The sequence below is a fragment of the Secundilactobacillus angelensis genome (assembly GCF_012641075.1).
Taxonomy (GTDB): Bacteria; Bacillota; Bacilli; order Lactobacillales; family Lactobacillaceae; genus Secundilactobacillus; species Secundilactobacillus angelensis.
The window spans coordinates 1-22683 of sequence record NZ_JAAXLJ010000009.1; the positions used below are offsets into that span (position 1 = coordinate 1).

Annotated in this window: 23 protein-coding genes; 10 read left to right on the top strand and 13 right to left on the bottom strand. The window is 42.0% G+C overall.

Annotated features, from left to right (window positions below; translation table 11 throughout):
- Positions 1–78: 78 nt before the first annotated feature.
- On the bottom strand, positions 79–1374 hold the full coding sequence (gene purB / locus HC026_RS06445; RefSeq protein WP_168925177.1) for an adenylosuccinate lyase: 1296 nt from the start codon (positions 1372–1374) through the stop codon (positions 79–81).
- Between the two features lie 304 nt (positions 1375–1678).
- On the opposite strand from purB, the gene HC026_RS06450 reads away from it, so the two are divergent.
- From HC026_RS06450 to HC026_RS06460, 3 genes are all read left to right on the top strand, one after another.
- Entirely contained in the window at positions 1679–2986 is a 1308-nt protein-coding gene (locus HC026_RS06450; protein ID WP_168925178.1) for an adenylosuccinate synthase, read from the top strand.
- A gap of 14 nt (positions 2987–3000) precedes the next feature.
- Positions 3001–3984 (top strand): GMP reductase, encoded by a 984-nt coding sequence (locus HC026_RS06455; protein WP_168925252.1) that lies wholly within the window; start codon positions 3001–3003, stop codon positions 3982–3984.
- Positions 3985–4148: 164 nt separating this feature from the next.
- A complete protein-coding gene (locus HC026_RS06460; RefSeq protein WP_168925179.1) occupies positions 4149–4538 on the top strand; it encodes a tautomerase family protein in 390 nt (129 codons plus the stop codon).
- A gap of 228 nt (positions 4539–4766) precedes the next feature.
- Here HC026_RS06460 and HC026_RS06465 read toward each other — a convergent pair whose 3' ends face one another.
- From HC026_RS06465 to HC026_RS06485, 5 genes are all read right to left on the bottom strand, one after another.
- A complete protein-coding gene (locus HC026_RS06465) occupies positions 4767–5402 on the bottom strand; it encodes a DUF421 domain-containing protein (protein WP_168925180.1) in 636 nt (211 codons plus the stop codon).
- Positions 5402–5863: a DUF3290 family protein gene (locus tag HC026_RS06470; protein ID WP_232843668.1), complete on the bottom strand. Its 462-nt coding sequence runs from the start codon at positions 5861–5863 to the stop codon at positions 5402–5404. The genes HC026_RS06465 and HC026_RS06470 overlap by 1 nt, the downstream gene beginning before the upstream one ends.
- 147 nt (positions 5864–6010) lie before the next feature.
- Positions 6011–7408 (bottom strand): Na+/H+ antiporter NhaC, encoded by a 1398-nt coding sequence (gene nhaC, locus HC026_RS06475; protein ID WP_168925182.1) that lies wholly within the window; start codon positions 7406–7408, stop codon positions 6011–6013.
- Positions 7409–7765: 357 nt separating this feature from the next.
- Positions 7766–8155, bottom strand: a complete 390-nt coding sequence (locus tag HC026_RS06480; RefSeq protein ID WP_168925183.1) for a hypothetical protein — start codon at positions 8153–8155, stop codon at positions 7766–7768.
- Between the two features lie 147 nt (positions 8156–8302).
- Positions 8303–9166, bottom strand: a complete 864-nt coding sequence (locus HC026_RS06485) for an aldo/keto reductase (protein ID WP_168925184.1) — start codon at positions 9164–9166, stop codon at positions 8303–8305.
- A 183-nt stretch (positions 9167–9349) separates the two neighbouring features.
- Here HC026_RS06485 and HC026_RS06490 point away from each other — a divergent pair, with 183 nt between their 5' ends.
- On the top strand, positions 9350–10048 hold the full coding sequence (locus tag HC026_RS06490) for a hypothetical protein (protein WP_168925185.1): 699 nt from the start codon (positions 9350–9352) through the stop codon (positions 10046–10048).
- A gap of 90 nt (positions 10049–10138) precedes the next feature.
- Here HC026_RS06490 and HC026_RS06495 read toward each other — a convergent pair whose 3' ends face one another.
- Entirely contained in the window at positions 10139–11026 is an 888-nt protein-coding gene (locus HC026_RS06495; RefSeq protein WP_211089439.1) for a DMT family transporter, read from the bottom strand.
- A gap of 150 nt (positions 11027–11176) precedes the next feature.
- Positions 11177–12328, bottom strand: a complete 1152-nt coding sequence (locus HC026_RS06500) for an ArgE/DapE family deacylase (RefSeq protein WP_168925186.1) — start codon at positions 12326–12328, stop codon at positions 11177–11179.
- A gap of 177 nt (positions 12329–12505) precedes the next feature.
- Here HC026_RS06500 and HC026_RS06505 point away from each other — a divergent pair, with 177 nt between their 5' ends.
- The 4 genes from HC026_RS06505 to HC026_RS06520 all read left to right on the top strand — a co-directional run bounded on the left by HC026_RS06505 (position 12506) and on the right by HC026_RS06520 (position 15829).
- Complete coding sequence (locus HC026_RS06505; protein ID WP_168925187.1) at positions 12506–13015, top strand: YbhB/YbcL family Raf kinase inhibitor-like protein; 510 nt, start codon at positions 12506–12508, stop codon at positions 13013–13015.
- Positions 13016–13083: 68 nt separating this feature from the next.
- Complete coding sequence (locus tag HC026_RS06510) at positions 13084–13593, top strand: universal stress protein (RefSeq protein ID WP_168925188.1); 510 nt, start codon at positions 13084–13086, stop codon at positions 13591–13593.
- Positions 13594–13686: 93 nt separating this feature from the next.
- Positions 13687–15309, top strand: coding sequence for an APC family permease (locus HC026_RS06515; RefSeq protein ID WP_168925189.1), 1623 nt, complete (start codon positions 13687–13689; stop codon positions 15307–15309).
- A complete protein-coding gene (locus HC026_RS06520) occupies positions 15299–15829 on the top strand; it encodes a hypothetical protein (RefSeq protein WP_168925190.1) in 531 nt (176 codons plus the stop codon). The genes HC026_RS06515 and HC026_RS06520 overlap by 11 nt, the downstream gene beginning before the upstream one ends.
- Positions 15830–15898: 69 nt before the next feature.
- On the opposite strand, the gene HC026_RS06525 is transcribed toward HC026_RS06520, so the two are convergent.
- Together HC026_RS06525 and HC026_RS06530 are read right to left on the bottom strand one after the other, a co-directional pair.
- Positions 15899–16342, bottom strand: coding sequence for a universal stress protein (locus HC026_RS06525; protein ID WP_168925191.1), 444 nt, complete (start codon positions 16340–16342; stop codon positions 15899–15901).
- A 71-nt stretch (positions 16343–16413) separates the two neighbouring features.
- The gene (locus tag HC026_RS06530) at positions 16414–17523 is read right to left on the bottom strand and encodes a GGDEF domain-containing protein (RefSeq protein WP_168925192.1); all 1110 of its coding nucleotides are present in this window, start codon (positions 17521–17523) and stop codon (positions 16414–16416) included.
- A 398-nt stretch (positions 17524–17921) separates the two neighbouring features.
- On the opposite strand from HC026_RS06530, the gene HC026_RS06535 reads away from it, so the two are divergent.
- Positions 17922–18536 carry a hypothetical protein gene (locus HC026_RS06535; RefSeq protein ID WP_168925193.1) on the top strand — a complete coding sequence of 205 codons (615 nt, stop codon included), beginning with the start codon at positions 17922–17924 and terminating at the stop codon, positions 18534–18536.
- Between the two features lie 137 nt (positions 18537–18673).
- Here HC026_RS06535 and HC026_RS06540 read toward each other — a convergent pair whose 3' ends face one another.
- The 3 genes from HC026_RS06540 to HC026_RS06550 are packed head-to-tail and all read right to left on the bottom strand — an operon-like array spanning position 18674 to position 21440.
- Entirely contained in the window at positions 18674–19522 is an 849-nt protein-coding gene (locus tag HC026_RS06540) for a sugar phosphate isomerase/epimerase family protein (protein WP_168925194.1), read from the bottom strand.
- 12 nt (positions 19523–19534) lie between these two features.
- Positions 19535–20398, bottom strand: a complete 864-nt coding sequence (locus HC026_RS06545) for a sugar phosphate isomerase/epimerase family protein (RefSeq protein ID WP_168925195.1) — start codon at positions 20396–20398, stop codon at positions 19535–19537.
- A gap of 28 nt (positions 20399–20426) precedes the next feature.
- A complete protein-coding gene (locus HC026_RS06550) occupies positions 20427–21440 on the bottom strand; it encodes a Gfo/Idh/MocA family protein (protein ID WP_168925196.1) in 1014 nt (337 codons plus the stop codon).
- Positions 21441–21728: 288 nt separating this feature from the next.
- Here HC026_RS06550 and HC026_RS06555 point away from each other — a divergent pair, with 288 nt between their 5' ends.
- Positions 21729–22607: a helix-turn-helix transcriptional regulator gene (locus tag HC026_RS06555; protein ID WP_168925197.1), complete on the top strand. Its 879-nt coding sequence runs from the start codon at positions 21729–21731 to the stop codon at positions 22605–22607.
- Positions 22608–22683: the final 76 nt, after the last annotated feature.

Genomic DNA, 22683 nt, shown 5'->3' on the forward strand with positions numbered 1-22683 from the left:
CTTCGAACATAAATCAACCCCCGGTATTTTTGTCCTAAGCCCCTTCCACTCCGCTCTCTAAACGCTTTCCTTCACACCTTACTTCAATCCAATCCTCCCAAAAATCTCATCAACCCTGCGGATATGATAATGGTAATCAAAGGCATCGTCAATATCATCCTCTGATAGATGCGACATGATGGTTTCGTTTCCTTCCACTAGTGGTCGGAACTGAACGCCTTCATCCCAAGCCTTTGCTGTTAGTGGTTGAACCAAATCATAGGCCGTTTCTCTAGTTAAACCAGCATCAATCAGCTTCAACATGACCCGCTGGCTGTAAATCAGGCCATAGGTCAAAGTCATATTATGCTTCATCCGCTCTGGGAAGACCGTCAGATTCTCAACGATTCTTGCGAAGCGATGCAACATATAATCCAACGTTGCTGTTGTGTCTGGCAAAATAATCCGTTCAGCTGATGAATGGGAAATATCACGTTCATGCCATAGGGAAACATCTTCATATGCAGTTTGAACATGGCCCCTCAATACTCGAGCCAGTCCGGTAATATTTTCTGAGCCAATTGGGTTACGTTTATGCGGCATAGCTGATGAACCCTTCTGCCCTTTATTGAAATGTTCCTCAACTTCATGAATTTCAGAACGCTGCAACGAACGAATTTCAGTGGCAAATTCTTCTAAACTTGTGCCAATCAGTGCTAATGTCGCAATGTAGTTAGCGTGCAAATCACGCGGTAGGACTTGGCTAGTGATTTCTTGAGCTCGGATCCCTAATTTATCGCAGACGTATTTTTCAACGAATGGTGGCACGTTGGCAAAAGTACCCACTGCGCCACTGATCTTACCTGCTTCAACTTCCTTCGCCGCTGCGTTAAAGCGATCAATGTCGCGGTTAATTTCAGAATACCAGCGGGCTAATTTAAGTCCAAAAGTAGTTGGCTCCGCTTGAACACCGTGTGTCCGGCCAATCATCACAGTATCCTTATACTTAAGCGCTTGTTGTTTAACAACTTCTTTTAAATGTAATAAATCCTGTCGTAACAGTTCGTTGGCCTGCTTCAACCGGTAACCTTGCGCTGTATCCACAACGTCGGTACTAGTCATGCCATAATGGATCCACTTGCGTTCTTCCCCTAGTGATTCAGAAACGTCACGGGTGAACGCCACAACATCATGATGAGTAACAGCTTCGATTTCGGCAATTCGATCCTCATTAAAGGTAGCTTTCTCGTTAATCTTGTCAACGTCTGCTTGAGGGACGACGCCTAACTTAGCCCACGCTTCATCCACCGCAATTTCGACTTCCAGCCAAGATTGGTACTGGTTATGGAGTGACCAAATTTTCGCCATTTCTGGGCGTGTATATCTTTCGAGCATTGTAATCCTCATTTCTGATTGATTTCATTAAAAGACGAACATTATTTGAAATTCAACACTGAATTTCCACTAAAATCATAACATAATATAATCATCATTGCATGCTTAATTTAATGATATGGCGTTTAATCGTTAATAAAAACTCCACTATTAGCTATCGATACAACAAATAAGAACGTTTGCGGAATATATCTTGATATTATTCGTATTTCTCTTGCTTTTTTGTCTTCAACTTGTTAGTATATAAATTGCTGGGTTGTTCGTGTTTAACTTCCACAGCAATTTAAAGATATGAGGTGTTCTAATGTCATCTATCGTAGTAGTAGGGAGTCAATGGGGCGACGAAGGTAAGGGTAAAATTACTGACTTTCTGAGCAAGCAGGCAGATGTTGTCGCGCGTTATCAAGGTGGCGACAATGCTGGGCATACCATTGTCTTTAAAGGTGAAACTTACAAGTTACACTTAATTCCATCTGGGATCTTCTACTCAGACAAGTTAAGTGTCATTGGTAACGGTGTTGTACTTAACCCTAAATCATTGGTTGAAGAACTCCATTACCTACACGACCGCAACGTTTCTACGGATAATCTGCGGATTTCTAACCGGGCACACGTTATTTTGCCCTACCACATCCTCATTGATCAATTACAAGAAGCAGCCAAGACAGCTAAAATTGGAACAACTAATAAGGGTATCGGTCCAGCTTACATGGATAAAGCTGAGCGAATCGGTATCCGGGTAGCTGATTTACTTGAAAAAGATACTTTTGAAGAAAAACTCCGTCAAAATCTCGAGGAAAAGAACGAAATGATCACGAAGCTGTATGATCATGAACCATTGAAGTTTGAAGATATTTACGAACCCTTCTATGAATATGGTCAAGAAATTAAACAGTACGTGACTGACACATCAGTCGTCATCAACGATGCCATTGATGCAGGTAAGCACGTTCTCTTTGAAGGTGCTCAAGGCGTCATGTTAGATATCGACCACGGAACTTATCCATTCGTCACTAGTTCCAGCCCTGTTGCCGGTGGGGTAACGATTGGTAATGGCGTTGGTCCTTCTAAAATCGACGAAGTGGTTGGTGCCTGCAAAGCCTACACTTCCCGAGTCGGTGACGGACCATTTCCAACTGAATTGAATGACGAAACTGGCGACTTCATCCGTGAAGCTGGCCACGAATACGGGACCGTTACTAAGCGTCCTCGCCGTATAGGCTGGTTTGATTCCGTTGTTATGCGCCATGCTAAACGGGTGTCTGGTTTAACTCACCTTTCACTCAACTGCTTGGACGTACTGACCGGGCTTAAGACTTTGAAGATTGCTTCGGCCTACGAACTTAATGGCAAAACGATTTACCACTACCCTGCTAGTCTGAAGGAACTTAGAAACTGTAAACCAGTCTACGAGGAATTTCCAGGCTGGGATGAAGATATTACCGGTGTTAAGAATTTTGAAGATTTGCCAGTTAACGCTCAAAACTATGTTAACCGTTTGGCTGAACTGGTCGGTGTCGATATTGCCACCTTCTCAGTTGGCCCTGACCGGAATCAAACCAACGTTTTAATTGACGCTTGGCAAGATACCGATACAACCGTTAAAGAATAAGGAGACATGCAATGATGAACCCAGAAGTATTTGACTACGAAGACATTCAACTGATCCCAAATAAATGTATTATTGAGAGCCGATCCGAAGCCGATACTTCAGTCAAATTTGGTCCACGGACATTCAAGATCCCGGTGGTTCCCGCCAATATGGAAACCGTGATTAACGACGACCTGGCTGTTTGGCTGGCGCAACACGAATATTTCTATATCATGCACCGTTTCCAACCAGAAAAGCGACACGACTTCGTTAAGATGATGCACGGTAAAGACCTCTTTGCTTCAATTAGTGTCGGCGTTAAGCAGGAAGAACTTGATTTCATTCAGGAGTTAGCAGCTGCCAACGATGTCCCAGAATATATCACCATCGACATCGCGCATGGGCATTCTAACTCCGTGATTCGAATGATTCAGCACATCAAGAAATACCTGCCTGATAGTTTCGTCATTGCTGGTAACGTTGGTACGCCCGAAGCTGTCCGGGAACTGGAAAACGCCGGTGCCGACGCTACTAAAGTGGGCATTGGTCCAGGTAAAGCCTGCATCACCAAACTCAAAACCGGGTTCGGTACCGGTGGTTGGCAATTAGCAGCGTTACGGCTTTGCTCTAAAGCTGCTAGCAAGCCTCTCATCGCTGATGGCGGCATTCGCTATAATGGCGACATTGCCAAATCAATTCGCTTCGGTGCGACCATGGTCATGATTGGTTCACTGCTGGCCGGACATCAACAATCTCCCGGTAGCATCATCAAAATTGATGGTAAAACCTACAAACAATACTGGGGTTCTGCTTCAGAAACGCAAAAGGGCGCCTATCGTAACGTTGAGGGTAAACAAATGCTTGTCCCTTACCGTGGTGATATTGCTGATACACTGTCAGAAATGCAACAAGACCTGCAAAGCTCGATTTCTTATGCCGGTGGTAGCAAACTGATGGATATCCGCCTGGTTGACTACGTAGTGGTTAAAAACTCAGTTCTAAACGGCGATTCTTATTAATCTATATATAAAGATGACCAACGATTTGCGAATCGTTGGTCATCTTTTGTTTGCTAAAATATCAGTCTTCCTAATGGCTTTTCAAACTGCCAATGTTTATAATCAACGTGATTGGTAACCAGCTCTGCAAACAACACCACTAATTTAGAGAGGCGGTGGGCAGTATGCCACTAATGAGAATTGATATGTTGAAGGGCCGCAATGAGGAAGAAATCAAACAAATCCTCGATATTTCCTATCGAGTGATGTTAGATGCTTTTAACGCCCCTGAAGGTGACCGTTATCAAGTCGTCGCACAACACGAACCGTATGAAATGCAGATCCTCGATACCGGTTTAGGATTTACCCGTACCGAAAAGGTATTGGTCTTTAGCATTACTTCACGACCTAGAACGCAAGAACAAAAGGAAACTTTCTACCATAATCTAGTTAAGGAACTTTCAGATCAAGCTGGCGTTCGACCCGAGGATGTCATGGTCAACTTAACCATGAATTCAGACGCTGATTGGAGTTTTGGCAACGGCAACGCGCAATTTTTGACTGGTGAACTTTAGAATATGTTTGTGACATAAGTCTATCTCGACAAGGATTTAGTTCAATTTCTCAACTCACACACATCCTAAAATTTGCTTTAGTTCGTGACTTGCATATAGCCTTAACCTGTTCCACAACTTCAGATTCCGGCCATATAACACCAAAAACGCCATCCCGATAAAACCCATCGGAATGACGTTTTTGGTATTATATTCTGGAATCTACCGAGTTGTGTCACAGCCTCATGATTAGTGATGATATTTTGCAACCACCAACTGATTATTTCTGAACTCTGCTAAATAGACGTCCTTGATACGTTCGATTCCTTGTCGGCGCAAGGCTTCTTCTAACCACGCCTGATCCTTTTCCATCAGGTCAAGAACGTCCGGATCCACTGTACCATCCGTAATCACCGGGAACTTAATGTTAGCGTCACCCTGATTGACAATCGTCAGCTGACCGCTTTGCTCCAATACGGCGCGCTTGACCATGGTCACATCAGTCACGCCAGCCATTCTCAGCTTTAAAGCGACTTCTTTGGCGGGCAAGTTCGCTCGCAAACAATTTTCCACTAATATTTCGCCGTTTCGAACCACGGTTACCGGATCGCCATTTAGAAATTTTTGCATCACCTGACTATGTATCGTGACATATCGCATGATCAAAATCAGTAATGACCAGATCAGTAAAATGATAATGAATTGAATGAGCGTAATACTTGGATTATAGAGCACACCACCAACGATGCCACCTAATACATAGTTTTGAATTTGGTCCATCGCTGAAGTTGGGGCTAAGTTACTCTTCCCAGTCAGATTAATTAAAACGGTAATGAACAAAAAGCCAATCACTAATTTGATTAACACATCACTATACGCAAACATTAGTATTCCCCCACTACTTTCAGTTTTGTTTTTGTTAACTGGACGTTAATTTTCTCAGTCATAAAGCCGGATTGATCATCGTTATACAGCACCCGATAATACTGATGGTGCTGGCTATCCCGAACCAACATTTGATCACTGGCTGTAGCTGTATTGGTTTGCAGATCTCGCGGTGAGACGTGATTTTGCTTTGCAATCCTGCTTAGGATCCCCAACACATTATTACTATTATGCTTAGTATTTTGAAGGATTGAAAAATTTTGAAACTGAAAACTAATTAACAATAGACTCGCTGTCAAAAAGATCACTAGCAAATCACGGTATTTTACTGAAGTTCGATCCCGAAAATACTTTAGAAAAACCACCGCTGCCGCAATCAACAGAATGGTTAAAATTGTGAGTCGAATATAGCTCGTGGTGAAGTTTTGATTTTTCAAGTATGAATAAGTGTAAAAAGTCATCACAAAATGATTCCTCCCTTGGCAAGGTTGCCCGATATTTAGATTCTACCACGCTCGTAAAGTTACCTTGATACTCAACTAAATAAAGCAGATGAACAAGATTACAAGTCTTTGACCATCTGCTTTATAAATTATTTTGGAATTTTTTTAAGACTTTGCTGCACTAGTTTGTGGTAACCTCTTCAAACCAATTCCCGTGTACCCACTCAGAATTGAGAAGACCGGCGACAAAAGGCTGAAGAAACAAAACGGTAGAAATGCTAACGTGCTGACACCTAACGTCCCAGCGGCAAAGGAACTAGCAACGCCCCACGGTACTAAGTAGTTGATAACTGTACCACCATCTTCCAATACTCGACTCAATGCCAGGTTATCAAGGCCATGATCATTGAACGGCTTCTTAAAGGCTTTACCAGGTAAAATTGTCGATAGGTATTGCTCTCCTACGAACAGATTCACACCGATTCCAGCAAAGATTCCGGCGGTTACTAAATCCCCGTTACGATGCAGGCGTGAGACTAACGGCTTCATGGCAATTTGAATCAAATCAAATTTCATCAGTAGGCCACCCAGTGAAAGGGTCATGAAGATCAGCGAGACGGTCCCCATCACAGACGAAATACCACCCCGACTCAGTAAAGCATCCACCGCTTGATTACCGGTGTGAGAAACAAACCCCGTCTCCATCATTTTTACCAAATCCGGAATCTTAGTTGCTGGATTTTCAATAAAAATCATGACGACAGCCACTGTAATATTGATCAATAACGTACCAATCGCTGGAATCTTCATGAACGCACACACGAACATCAGCAAAATCGGTAATGCCGCCCACCAGGTGATGTCATAGTGACCGCTAAGGATGTTCACCGTTGAAGACACCTTAGTCAGTGCATCACTGCTGGCAGCACCGTGACCTAAAATGGCGTATAAGATCAGCGAAACTAAGAAGGCTGGAATCGTCGACCACATCAGGTTCTTAATATGCTTAAACAAATCGGCATCCGCAATCGCTGACGCCAAATTAGTTGAGTCTGATAGAGGTGACGTTTTATCGCCAAAAATAGCACCAGAGATAATTGCCCCTGCAACCAGTGCGGGATTCAAGTTCATCGTAGTTCCCATCCCAAACAGCGCGATTCCAACGGTTGAAATCGTGGTAAAGGCGCTCCCAATCGAAGTCCCAATCAGCGCGCAAACAATAAACACTGATGGCACAAACCATTGAACACTAAGCATATGAAAGCCAGCCACCATTAAGGATGGAATAATTCCAGCTGCGATCCAAACACTAATTAATACCCCAATCAAAATAAAGATAAAAATTGGTACGATTCCTGTCGTGACACCTTCTGTAATCCCCTTATGAATCTCATTCCAACTGAAGTGCCGAAATCTAGCCCACAGCAGTACTAGGGCAATCACCACCAGTACTGGAATCTGCGGACTAATTTTAAAGCCAATCACCCCTACCCCCATCACCACTAACATTATTAATAAAACGGCGATTGCTTCGCCAAATTTTACGTCTGATCTTTTTTCCATCGTTAACAACCCCTTCGAATAAAAAATCGTCCCTGCTACGTCAAAGACGCAACAGGGACGATTGGACTAACCGTGGTACCACCCAGCTTAGAAGTACGCAAATACTCCTCACTCACTAGATGATAACGGATCTAGAACTTTCCGTACGATACTTCTCAGTATTTGGTTACACAGCCCTGATCGGTTCGCAGCAACCACCGACTTTCTGACACCCAGACTGAGCACTACTTGAGTTGAGAAGTAATAAAGTAGACTCATGCTATCATGCTGAAAGGTAATGTGTCAAGCAAAGACCAATTTAAATCAAACTATTGACCCGATCTACCCTTGCTCAATTCATTTCCGCGTCTACCAGCCCTATTTAAACGGCTTAACCCGTTCTTCTTTCGCCCGTTTTTCTAACACATCCGTTAGTCGATTAGTCACACTCAGCGGGACTTGGATAAGCGGCGTCAAAATACTCGGGTGTTCTGGATCTGGTACTTCCGCCGTATTCTTCCGGTCTGGCATCATAGCTTCCAAGTCCACTTTCGTTAAATGAAATTGGCGCGCGTAATAAATCACTTCTTGATAAGCCATATTTTTGAAGTAAAAGTAGTACATAAAACCGGCAGCAGCAATATACCAGAAAACGGTCCATGACAAGCCGATTTTCGCTGGGTCAAGTAACTTGAATTCTACTGCACAGATGACAAAAATCACGTAAATGATAACGGATATCGTCATCCATTTTGCTCGATGCGTCAAAAAATCGCCCCTCTGCTTAGTTGCTTCAATCGTTTAAGAAACCCTATCGTTATTCTAACGAAGCTGAGCTAGTGAAGCAAACCTAACGACAAAAAATAGTCTGAATATCAGTCAGACGACTGCTACTCAGACTATTAAACTTTTTATTTATTTACGGGCACCGTATTCCTGAGACTTTTTCAGCCATTCGGTGTTTTGAGGATCCGGACCAACTCGCTTACCCTGATCTAATTTAGCAATCTCAGCCATTTCAGCTTCATCAAGTCCAAAAGCGAAGATGTCGCGGTTATTTTTAACCCGGTCTTCATGAATTGACTTAGGGATCACGATTTCTTCACGTTGAACGTGCCAACGCAGAATCACTTGTGCTGGTGTCACATTGTGGGTTTTAGCTAATTTTTCAAACAAGGGATCCTTGATGGCGCTGTTTTTACCGCCACCAAGTGGACTCCAAGCTTCATGCTGAATGCCTTGACTCTCTAAATAAGCGTGAAGTTCAGTTTGTTGGAAGTAAGGGTGCGTTTCAACTTGGTCGATTTCTGGTTTGATGTCGGTCTTACTCATTAAGTCTTCCAGTTGATTTTGTTCAAAGTTAGAAACACCGATGTTTTTAATCTTGCCATCGCGGTAAAGATCTTCCATGGCTTTCCAGCTCTCAACGTAACCCGGTGCTGGCCAGTGAATTAAATAAAGATCGAGATAATCCAGACCTAGTTTATCGAGGCTTTCTTGAAAGGCCTGCTTAGTTTCGTCGTAACCGCGAACGTTATTCCAGAGTTTTGAGGTCACAAATAAATCTTTGCGATCCAAACCACTTTCACGAATCGCTTCGCCGACCCACTGTTCATTAGCATAGTAAGCCGCAGTATCAATATGACGGTAGCCGGCTTCTAATGCCCACTTCACCGAGTTTTTAATATCACTTTCGTTATCAACTTGAAAAACACCTAAACCCAATTGAGGAATCGTATTACCATTTGCTAACGGAATCTGAGGAATATCATTATGCACAATTAAAACCACCTTTCGCTATACAATGCTAACTCTAATTTTACCATATTTAATCCTGAGAAATTCGCATCAAATTTTACAAAATGAGCAAAAAATAGTAAACTTTAAGCCTAAATGAGTTAAACTGTCACTAGTAGTATTTCATGGCTTGTTCGCCCGTTCTTGATATTGGAGGTATTTTACGTGAATAATCAAGAACCGCAATCGCGCATGCAACGCTATAATTTCAACACCGACAAGCAATCAGCTTCAAAGCGTAAGCCACCGAAACGGCCATCGCATTTTCGGCAGATTCTCATCAGCATCCTGGTCACATTGGTGCTGGTCATCGGTGTTGGCGTTTGGCTTGCTAACCGCTCGACTAAAGTCGAAAATGGTGCTCAAAACACCGAACAATCTGTTAATGATAATAGTTCAAGTAGTAACACTGGGTCTGATAGCGCATCTGAAAACGATACGCCCAATTCAAACCCTAATAATTCTAGTGCTGGCTCGGCAAACGGGTCAACCTATGCTGATAAAGGGATCACTTCGTCTCAGCGAAGCTCTTTGCAAAGTTCGATTAATCAGGAATCAGATGCAACAATTAAGAACAGCGAACAAAAAAAGCTAGACAACACCAAGCCTAAGGGCAACACTCAGCAGTCGTCTAGCTCCGCCAATACTACTTCTAACTCAGCTGGGTCATCTTCCAAGAAAACCGATAACAGCAACAACAACTCAGGATCCATCACATTCAGTCAGCCCCATACCTTCTCTTCCGTCTCAGACGCCAAGAGTTGGGCCCAAGCCACGAAATCGCAATGGCTGAAGGATGGATATTCCAACTATACGATTACTTCAGATGCACAAGGCAACTACGTGCTTCGTTTTGTGAAGTAATGAGTCGCGCAATATTCAGTCGAACTTGATCAAAAGCAGCGTTCACAAGCTCCCATCAGGGTGCATTGTGAACGCTGCTTTTGAGTACCACTATTTAACTGACTGAAACCGTGAAAAATCGAGTTGCATGATTAGAATAGCAATAATGATCAGCACACCGCCGAGTAACAAGTGCGTTGTAAAGGGTTCGAATCCGAGGACCACTGAGAAAATACTGCCAAACATGGATTCAGTCATCAAAATCAATCCGGCTGGGGTTGGATCGGTAAATCGCTGTCCCAAAATTTGAAGCGTTTGAGCACCAAACGAGGACAAGATACCCAGAACTACCACCGGCCACAGACCAGCCTGCCAATTAATAGCGCTGTAACTGGCATGTTCGAATATGAGTGACCATACCAAGCCAAAACCGCCCTGGGTGATTCCCAACATAAACGACAACGCAAACGGACTGGTACTGGTTGTTCGCATCCCAAAGTAGACAATTTGCAAGGCGTAGAAAAAGGCCGAAATTAACGTTAATAAATCGCCGATATGTAAAGTAAACCCATTTTGAACGACATTGGTTAAAAAGCCCATGCCAATAATGGCAATAATAATTGCGGGGTAACTCTTCGCTTCTGGGCGCCGCTTATAGATAACCCAAATAATGACAGGGATAATCACGACGTAAATCGCAGTCAAAAAAGCGTTATTCGAAGGGGTAGTAAACCGTAATCCCCAAGTCTGAAACTGGTACCCTAAAAAGTTGATAAAGCCGGCAGTTAAACCGGTCCTCAGATCAAGTCTGGTCATTTTGAGAATCGCCTTATGGAAAAAAATAAAAGCTAGACCGGCATAAATGAATCCCCGAATCGCGTTGATCATACCCGCCTGCATATTGGCGTTAGTGGCCAGCTTAGAAAAAATGTATCCGGCGCCCCAAATCATAGCAGCGATAAGCAGCATGAAGTTGGCGTGCCCCTTTGAAATTTGCATGGTTGTTCCTCCAAAAAATAAGGTGCGAGGCCAGGCGATTAGATAGCGGAGTGTAACGGCGTGTCGACAAAGATCCTGGTCTTAGATTTTAGTTGATACGCCGTTACATGTAGCTGTCTGCCTGGAGTAGCCCATTTAGACACCATAACCTCAATCTACCAAAAACGCCAAAGCCAATTGCCGATACAGCAACGTCGCCTGCAAAAACTGATTAATTTCAACATATTCATCCGCTTCGTGAGAAGTATTAGTGCCAGGCCCGTATACAATTGCGGAGAATCGCGCCTTTGATTGCAGAAATTCTGAGGCATCACTAGCTCCGCCAGCACCCACTGGAATGACCCGATTGCCAATCACTCGATGACCGATCTTTTGAGCTAACTTGACCAATGGAGCATCCGGTCGGCCTGGAATGGCCTCCTCTGGATAGCTATACGACAGCTTCAGTTGGAACCCTGGTCTATCGTTTAAGTGATGCACAAGTCTTTCCAGCGTGTCGTATATCATCTGGTTAGGATAAGCGGGAATGGTACGAACGTTAGCCGATAAACGAGCTTTGTCAGGGATTGAGTTGATTTGTTCGCCACCAGAGATCAGGTCAACATTATGCAGAAGACCGCCTAATACCGGATCCATCTTATCGAATTGTTTCATGATTTCAGTCACTTCGTTGTAGAACACAATCAAATTATCAATGGCGTTAATCCCCTTAGCAGACTGCGCACTATGGACAGATTTACCAATGGAATCTACGTGATAATCAATGACCCCGCGAGCGGTGTAGGCAATTTTATCTAACCCAGTGGGCTCGGCAATCACTAAGCCGGCCAAATGATCTGCGTACCCGGCCTTCGTGAGTTGTGCGGCACCGTACTCACCAGTCTCTTCACCCACCGTCGCTAGCAGCCGAACCGAGCCATTTAAGTGGGTGCCGTTTTCCAGTAACTCCAGCATGGCAATCACAATAGCTGCCAGCCCGCTCTTCATATCAGAGGCACCACGCCCAAATAAATGACCATCAACAATTTCTCCAGCGAATGGATCGTGATGCCACGCAGCCAAATTCCCTGGATCCACCACGTCTTCGTGGCCGGATAATCCTAGCTGTTTACCTTCTGGCTGACCGATGGTGACCACCAAATTGTCCCGTCCAGGTGAATACGTCACAAGTTCCACTTTAGCTGACTGGTGATAGGGCTCAAATAAGGACGCCAAGTAATGGGCAACTACAGCTTCATTGCCGTTGACTGACTCGATTTGAACGAGTTTTTGTAAAATTGCAATTTTATCAGTATTCTCCACTTTTGCCTCCACCTTAACATCTTTAAAATAGCATAACCCGCCCAGAAGGCTAAATGCAATGCGAAATCTAGACTATTAGCGATTATTTTGACTTGGTGTCCCCCGTTAAACAGTAGTTGTCGCGCTACAGTTAAATTGCGTTATAATAGAAACAAGTTCAACAAAGGACGTGATACGATGGAAATCAAAGTGCCAGTTACAAACGGTTACTTGCCTGATATCTACGGTAAGTACGCACCCAAGGAGTATCGAATCGATGATGGTCCCGTTCGCTCATTTCCAATTGAAATAAAAGACGCACCTGCAGGGACTGAAACCTATGCAGTTACTATGATCGATCACGACGCAATTCCAGTTGGTGGGTTCACGTGGATTCATTGGGTAGCTGCCAACTTGCCCGGTAATCTAACTGCGATTCCTGAAAACGCCAGCCAGTCTGGCGACGTTCCTATGACTTTCGGTAATAATTCCACTGCCGGACGCTTAGTCAATAACCAAAATCTGCAGACCAGTCAGCACTATACTGGTCCGCTGCCGCCAGATAAGGATCATCGTTATACTGTGACGGTTTACGCTTTGGATGCTAAACTGCCTTTACACGATGGCTTCTGGCTTAACCAGTTACATGACGCGATGGCAGGTCACATACTGGCAGAAGCAACTCAAGTCGTTTTAGGTCGGGTATAGGTCACCCAATTTAAACCTGATTCATCCAATTACAAGCCCAACCTGCTTGATATAGGGGAGTAAGACACATGTTAAAATACAATTCAATCGTTGTACCACTGGATACCTCAAAGTTTGCGGAGTTAGCACTCGCAAAAGCCATCGGTGTTGCAACTCGAAATAAATCACACCTTGATTTGCTGAGTATCATTGATACCCACCAATCCAACTATTACGGCGGATTATCAAACGGTGCCATCGTCAACTCCTTAGTCGAGGATGCAACGGAATACTTAGCTGAATTAGCTAAGCAAGTCAAAGAGAAGTATGGTTTAACTGATATTAGTACCCACATCCGTTTCGGAAATCCTAAAACAGTGATTGCCTTTGACTTCACCAAGGATCACCAAAACGATTTGATCATGATGGGTGCTACTGGAATGGGCGCACTGGAACGGGTAATGAACGGTTCTGTGACGGACTTTGTTACTCGAAATGCAACTTGCGACGTCCTGGTGGTTCGGACGAATCTAGCTAACGAACCTGGTCAAAAAATTGAGAGTCCTTTCCGAACAAAGATGAGTCAGGATCAAGAATAATAAGCTGGGAGGGTCGAATTGGCAATCTTTCAATTCGGCCCTTCTTTCATACATACTTGTAACATTTAGAATATAAAAAAGGGAGGACAGCATATGGAAGCACCAAAATTCAAAAAAATAAACCTCTTCCAACTAGTCATGCTGGCGCTGGGTTCCTTGATTGGGTCTGGCTGGCTGTTTGGCTCGTGGGAAGCCACCAAGATTGCTGGCCCAGCTGCCATATTCTCCTGGATCATCGGGGGCTTAGTCATTGGCTCCATTGCCTATGACTACGTTGAAATCGGAGCGATGTTCCCTGAATCTGGCGGTATGAGCAAATATGCCCAATACTCCCACGGCTCCTTGTTAGGTTTCATCGCAGCCTGGGCTAACTGGGTATCTTTGATTACGTTGATACCCATCGAGGCCGTGGCAGCAGTTCAGTACATGAGCACCTGGCCATGGTCTTGGGCACGCTGGACTCACCATTTTCTCAGCAACGGCGTGATTACGACCAGCGGCTTATTCGTCGTATTTGGTTTCATCATTGTTTTTACGGCACTGAATTTCTGGTCAGTCACCATCTTGACTCGCTTCACCAGTTTAATCTCAGTGTTTAAAATTGGTATCCCGTTATTGACCATCGTGATGCTGACCTTATCAGGCTTTCATCCTGGTAACTACGGCAGTAACCTTCATGACTTCATGCCATATGGTTCTGCCCCCATTTTTACTGCTACTTCCGCCGCAGGGATCATCTTCTCCTTCGACGCCTTTCAAACGGTCATTAATATGGGTGGTGAAATTGAACACCCTAAGAAAAACATCGGTCGCGGAATCACCATTTCTTTACTGATCAGCGGGATCTTGTACGTGATCCTGCAAAGCACCTTCATCACGGCAATTCCACCAAAAATGATTGCAGCTACTGGCTGGCACGGCATCGTCTTCAACTCCCCATTTGCGGACATGGCAATCTTACTGGGAATTCATTGGCTATCCGTCCTGTTGTATATGGACGCTTTTGTCTCTCCGTTTGGTACCGGCGTTTCCTTCGTTGCCAACACAGCTCGGGCACTTTTCGCTATGGAAGGTAACCGTCACGTGCCTCATTTTCTGGGGAAAATCAACTTAAAATACGGCATCCCACGTAATGCCATGATGATTAACACGCTGTTGAGTATGGTCATGGTCACCGTCTTTAGATCATGGGCTGTACTAGCAACCGTCCTCTCAACAGCCACTTTAATTGCCTACTTAACTGGACCGGTCACAGCTGTGTCCTTACGAAAAATGGGGCCGAAACTCTACCGCCCGATTCGCCTAAAACGATTGTCGTGGATCGCGCCATTTTCATTTGTGCTCGCGTCATTAGCAACCTACTGGGCAATGTGGCCCACCACCGTTCAAGTTATTTTAATTATCCTATTAGGATTACCCTTCTACTTCTACTATGAATGGCGTAACCACTTTGTTTCAACTCGACAGGCCTTTAAAGCCAGTGGTTGGATGATTGGTTACCTGATTTTTATTTCAATCATGTCCTACATTGGCAGTCATCAATTTAACGGCCAAAACTGGATTCCCTACCCACTAGATTTCATCGTCATTATCATCGCGTCACTAGGCTTTTATTGGTGGGGAATCCGCAGCTACGTTGTCACCGAAGACTTTGGCAAAGCCCAAAAACTCAATCAAGAAGCCAAGGAACGAGGCGAAATGGAAGATGACCAATAAGCTCTTGGAAATTTATTTGGAAGACGATGATGAGTCATTTATTGTCGGTAGCGTCGTGGGCGAAAACCCTCACCAACTGCTCATTATATCCATTGATGATAACGGACAAGTAGATAGTGTGGAAATCATTAACCATTCGCGCATTGCTAAGATTGTGACTGATTCTGCTTACCTAGATTTTTGTCAATCAATGACCAGAGAAAACCAAGCTGCCGGTATTTTTGATCCGTTTCAGCTCGCAACACAACTCCCGCACAGCTGGCAGACAGTTGACCGATTACTGGCGGAATGCCAAGGAGAACAGCGCCTCATCAGTTTGGTCACTGCTCCAGAGGTCTATGCCGGGCGAGTCTCCATGATTAGCGAACATCAAATTGGGTTACAGTTGGTCGACTTCGAATCTGTCTCCTTTGGCGCACCTACCCTAATCGATAAGGCAGACGTCATGGTGATTGACTATGTCAGCAGACAGAATTATTACGTGACTAAGTATTGGAAAAGTAAGGGACAAAATAAATAAAAGAGATTGATTTTCCATTTTTTTGGAAAATCAATCTCTTTTATTTAACTTCTAAGAATGGTCCAAACGTTACCGAATCACCAAGACAGAGATCGGGGCATACTTTGCCATATAGGCTGCTTGGGATCCAAACCGCTTCCGAATCCCTGTCTTGGACAATGATCCAATGATCAACAAATCGGGTTTAACTTCGGGAATAATCTGCTTAACGATGGTTTCTCCAGGATCACCTTCACCAATGATGACGTTAACCTTTTTGATACCAAACCGTAGCGCTAAATCCCGATAACCCAAAACGTGCTTTTCTAATTCATCACGCTTGCCGTGTACAAAGTCTTTACTTAAGGCCTGATACACATTCATATCATCAGATTCCAGAACTGAAGTAATGGTCATCTCCGCGTCATCTTCTTTAGCGCGGTTCATGGCATACCGGAACGCTAATTGAGCATCCGGCGAGTCATCAACCCCAACTAAAATGTGTTTAAATTTTTTCGGATCTAACTCGGCCATTTCAATCACTCCCTCATCATCGGTTAAAAAGGTTTAACGAACTTTGACTTCACTCTGCATTGTACCAAAACTTAATCCTTTGCACCAATCGAAATTTGGTTTTTACCGTTTCGTTTGGACACATAAAGCAATCGATCGGCACGTTTAAAAATATCTAGTGCGTCTTTGTCATCCTCACGTCGGTTTTCGACACCCATTGACACTGTCACTCTGATCTGCTGACCCTTTTCAGTGGTTGTCCGCAAATCATGAACGGCAGTTTGCAGAATCTCCGCTAGCTGGGTTGCAACTTCTTCAGTAACACCTGGATAAAGAATCGTAAATTCTTCTCCACCAGTCCGATAGAGTCTTGCGCCTTCAGTATTTTGAGCTAAGATTTTCTCTAGTTGATTGGAAAATTGAATTAAAGTGGTATTTCCTGCTAAATGACCATAAGTATCATTAATATGCTTAAAATTATCAATGTCCATGGCAATAACGTTTAAAGCACTATAATTTTGAAAATAATCGTCGGCATCGGATCTAAAACTCAGCCAGTTACGGGCATGCGTCAAATTATCGAAGAGCACGTTACGCGCTGCATCCACGTTATTAAGGTGTTCTCTTCGAATAAGTACCATGTAGTAGTAGGTTATAAATGTTACAACTAAGTATACAACATACATCGTCAACAGCACTATAAATGACAAGTGGAGCATCGCAGTCAACCCCAACCAAGAGATTGCACCAATACACGCTTTAACGCTTAAAACCACAGCTGGATGCCTGTCAAAGGGAAAGAACCATTGACGCTCTCCCATGAGCGCAATAATGCCAATCGCCAGTGTCATGAGTAACCAGTAACTGAAAGAAGTCGTGGTCAGGAAAAACAATCCCACTGTGACTACCAATGCCAAAATTATATTTAGCCGGGTTTTTACCGCATCTGTATAACTCATCATCAACACTAACACACAATTTACCCACATCAATCGTTCCACAGTTGTAGGACAACTGAGCGCCATCCCAAAAACGAAAGCTGTCACAGCCGTAAAATACAGCGTGTACAGTAATTCAGTCCGCCATGGTGACGTGTTTTTGCCTTCAAGATCATAATCCAGCACATGCATTAACCGTTGCAGGATGCTGATAAAGCCAATATTGATAAAGCTGAGTAAAAAAATAGCTATTACCATTTCCATCACGGTATCATCCCCTGACGACGCGTTTCCTTAATTATAGAAGTTTTAAGTTCAATGGTAAACAAATTAGTTGTCATGTTGCCCCGACAACTCTCCAAATTCAAAATAATCTAAAAAGTTAACGAATTAATTGCAAGAAATTATTGAACATCACACAAAGAACACCATATTGCAACAAATAGATTTGGTTAAAAGCCTCTACCTAGGGCTATATCACTATTCATTCCCGAATATTTCATTATCGGAATAAATCCTTGCAATTTTAATATTAACCTGTCATAATGAGCAGTCTTATACAGTCTCTGTATATTAAGACCGTCTTTACGATGTGTAGAGATTGTGATATCATCACAAATAATTGTTATTCCACATATCACGTTTATCTCAAAGGAGAATGCATGCAAAAATTACTGTTTACTTTCAGCCTGCTAATTGCCCTTCTTGGAGGAGCATTGGTCACTTCTACATCAGCTTCCGCAAAATCCTTGCCCAAGCTCAAAACGGAAAAAGTCACGTATGCCTCATCTCGATTAAATACGAAGGTTACAGCGCCAAAGTCTGTAAAACTACTGGCTGTGAAGTACAATCACCATACTACCTACTATAAATTAAAAAATAAAGCTTACAAGTTAAACTATAAATTCTCTGGGTACAAAACTTTTGAACTATACGGTACAACCAGTAAACATCAACGTGTTACCCAGATCAAAAAATTATCAAGTTCAACTTACGCAACTACTGATGTCATCGATCTTGGCGAAATTCGTACCTCTTCAGATGCGACCATCGTCGTCCACACATTAGGTACCCACCGCACTGTTCGGGTATATAGCGGACATAAACTACTCCAGGCTCAAAACACTGGTAGCAGTAAACAAGCTACGTTCAAAATCGCATTAAACCAATACAAGCCTAAGCTAACTTATACAGTTGCTGCAGCTAACAAAAAAGCCACCCGGAATATTTACATTCCATACTTAACTAAGCCTAGCAACCTTGACGTTATCGCTTAGATAAAGGAAATATTTTAACATCCATCTATATGCATCTTAAGCAAACAAGAAGGTCAAACTTTGAGAATACCTCAAAGTCGAACCTTCTTGTTTTGTATTACTCGATTACCTTAAATTCAGAAAATATTCATGTCGCATTACTCACGCACCATATCTATACTTTTCATTAATTCATCTTTTACTTTTTCAGTATCCCATTTCTTCAGGTCGTCCGAAAATGGCTCAAAAGCATACAGACCCTTATAACCGGCAGCTTCAAATCTTTTTGCCCACTGTGCAGATTCCATAATATCATTTTTATCTAGCATATATCGATCTTGGTCATCCAAAACGTTACGTGCTTTTTTGTCGATAACTGAACTAAGGTGTACTAAACCAATATAATTAACGTCAACTTTTTCTTCAAATTCCTTTGGTGTCACAGATGCTAAGTAATAATGAAAAGTATCGGCTACTAATTTAAAATTATCAACGCCCGACGCTTTAATAACATTCTGCCCTTCCCAAGGGGTTCTTAAGGTACTGTCTTCGAAACCTAAAGGTTCCAGCAATCCACTAACGCTATACTTTGCTAATAATTTTGAATATTCTTTAATATTAGCGATTGCCTCTTTTTGTCGTTGTTCAGAACTGCGTGTATCATCCTTTGATCGTACTGGACAAAAGATAATGTTTTTTAATGAAAAGTCTTTACTCATCTCCAGCATCTCTGTCAAGCTTCGCAAATTATCCTCAATTAAATCACGCTTATCCATGTTACCAATAGCGTTAATAGTTTCTACACTTACGTGATTTTCCTTTAATAAGTCAGCCACCTGTTTACCTGAGAGATGATCTAAGATTGTGTTGTTATCAGCACTTCCATACAGATCATTACGCAACTCAATATTAGTCACTCCAACACCTGCCACAAGCGGAATTGTTTTCTCCAAAGAAATTCCAGGTGCTGCCTTACGATTTAAACAAAATCTATTTAATTCAATCATTTTAGATCTCCTTTACAATCCTAAACCCTTTTTAATATTTGGTAGAGTTTGATTATTCGACCAAACCACACGATCAGGCCAAGCAAATACATTATTTGTAACAATCCCATTAAATTTGATTTCCTTCAGCGCTTGATACATAGCTTCAAAATCCACTTCCCCTTCTCCAGGGTTCAAGTGTTGATGAATGGTAACTGGTGCTTCTGGAGGATTAATAATATATCTAAGACCAAAATTACTCTTATAGTTCAACGTATCTGCAATTAAAACATGAGTAAGGACATCTTTACTGCCTAAAATTTGTTTTCGAACATCTCCAACACCACCATCAGAATAAAACGCATGAGCTGAACACCATACTTGGGAAACCCAATCTTTATCCAATGACCGAATCAATTTGGCTGCTTCGTCACTAGATTCGATAAAATCGTTGGGATGAGCTTGAATTTCAAGCTTAATATGATTCCTTTCAAAATCTGGAATTAACTCTTCCATTGATTTGTACCATTGTCCCTCAGACGCCACTGGATTCTGCTTATCACCCGAAAATTCAGTGTTTAGCGTATCAACGCCTAATTCAGACGTGATTTCAATGGTCCTTCGCATATTTCGAACAGCCGCCTGACGTTCTTGTTCATCAGGGGATGACCACTGTTGAACAGGCAAAACGGAAGATAATGCCACGCCAGCGTCATTCAACCACTTCTTAACGTTTTTAATCATTGAAGAATTCACTTTAGGATATTGATAGAACCAAATAAAGTCTTGCCGTGGCGATAATTCTATATACTTGTAACCGAGTTTTGCGGTTTTCTCAATCATGTCATGAAATGATGTGTTATCGCGAAACATCGATGGATCATATGCTAATTTCATTAAATCTTCTCTTCCTTTCTGTAATAAATTAATAAAGACTTGGCTTCTTGTCAGGCAGAACTATAGCTACTCGTTCGGCATCATTATCACGTGATTTGGCTAATGCATCACAAGTTACCATGGCTACCAAACCATCCCAAGAACTTGGCCCCGTAACCTTATCTGCTTCTACGCCGTTAACCCATTCTTGAATTTCATTATCGTAAGCGGTTGCAAAACGTTCCGTACAATCTTTTGGAATATAGGTCTGGTCATACAAGCCCTTTTTAACCGATGAGTTAAATGGAGAACGTAAGCTAATGATACCGTTTTCACAAACAACACTACAATTAATATCGTAGCCAATCTGATCGTTAACAAAGACTTCTAGATCTATATGCACACCGGACTTTGTGTCTAGAGTAATAATTTGAGGATCATGTAACTTAGAATGAGTATATTTTGTCTGTTTCTTCGGTAGGAAAGTAGTCCCTGATTCATAATCCTCACCCAGCAACCAGTGTAACACGTCGGCTTCATGGATGGCAGTTTCTATGATTGACATCGAAGTATCATACGTTTCATCAACTGAACAATTACGATGAGTCGCATGGATTAATAATGGCTCACCATATACATGGTCGTCGATTGCCTTTTTAATTTCAATATAACCAGGATCAAAACGTCTCATAAATCCAACTTGAACTAGCCGTTTCCCACCTTTCACTTCAGCATCTACAATTTTTTTACATCCAGCTGCAGTTAAAGTCAATGGCTTTTCACAGAACACATACTTTCCAATTTCAATGGCATGCAGCACAAATTGCTCATGTGTCTCATGTGGCCGCGTTACAACCATTACTGCATCAATATCTGGTGAATCAATTAAATCAATACCACTCTTGTAAATCTTGGCTCCATATTCCTTAGCATATTTTTCTGCTAAGTCTTGTTTTAAATCCGCTACACCAGCCAACCTTGCCCCGTTAATTTTAGTGGCAACGCGTTTAACATGATCCGATCCCATAAATCCTAAGCCAATAATACCAATATTCAACGTCATAATGAATACCTCCTCAAGGTTAGTTTAAATTATATTTCACAATTAAATTAACATTGATTTTAGCTATTTTCCATGTACAAAAGTTCCAATTATTTGTAAAAAACAACACTTTGTATATTTATTATTAATGTATATTTTAAATAATATAACTAATAATAACGGTTTCATAAGCTCTTTTTATACGAAGGTATTATTGGTGCTTGTAAAATAACACTTCCCTAATATCTTATTAATATTACAGTAGAATTCGATATTTTGTGATAATATGAATTTATAGAGGTGACAACCATGGAAGACTATTCTGCATACATACCGAAAAATGAAGAAGGCAAAACTACACTGCAGGGGCTTTTTTTCAATAACCCCTCAAATACTGCAAAAGAGCTATACCTATACCCTCTCTGGGGCGCTGAATATGAAGTCAATTATACTTATCATATCGATCGTCACTATATGAATTCTTATATCCTTTTTCTGATTGAAAAAGGCAAATTATACTTTACCTTCGATAATAATCAACGTTTTACTGCATCTGAGAATTCTATTGTATTGATGGATTGCAGAAAACGGAACCAATATCACGCAGAATCAAATTGCCGATTTATGTTTTTTCATTTTAATGGCGTGCAAGTTCAAACCCTGTATGACTATCTCACTCAAAATCAACAACATCTTTTTACAAGTACAAACCACTTAACAAACCTTTTCATTCAATTAATGAACTTGCTTTCCAAGAACGAATTTACAGGAAACGACTTACATTACTCCGAACTGCTTTATGAAATTCTTATTAACATGACAGCTACCGACATCACAGAACTAGATCGTTCAATATTACATCAGACACCTGAAATAATAAAACGAGCTATTGCGTACTTAGACACTCATTACAATGATAGTGTCACAATCGAAGAATTGTGTCGTAAACTAAATATTAGTGCAACACGATTGTCAAAAGAATTCAAGACTTATACATCCACAAGTATTCACCACTATCTAATGTTAGTACGACTATCACATGCACAACAACTGCTAACCAGTCGACCGGATCTTAGTATTTCTGAGATTGCACCTATGTGCGGATTTCATGATTCATCACATTTAAATAAAACTTTTGATAAAGAAATTGAAATGACTCCTAGCAAATTTCGTAAGCTGTGTTTCTAAATATATTATTACGTTGATATAACAAAAGAGTTAAGAAATAGCGACCTAATGACCCTCAAAACTGATGTTCAGCTTT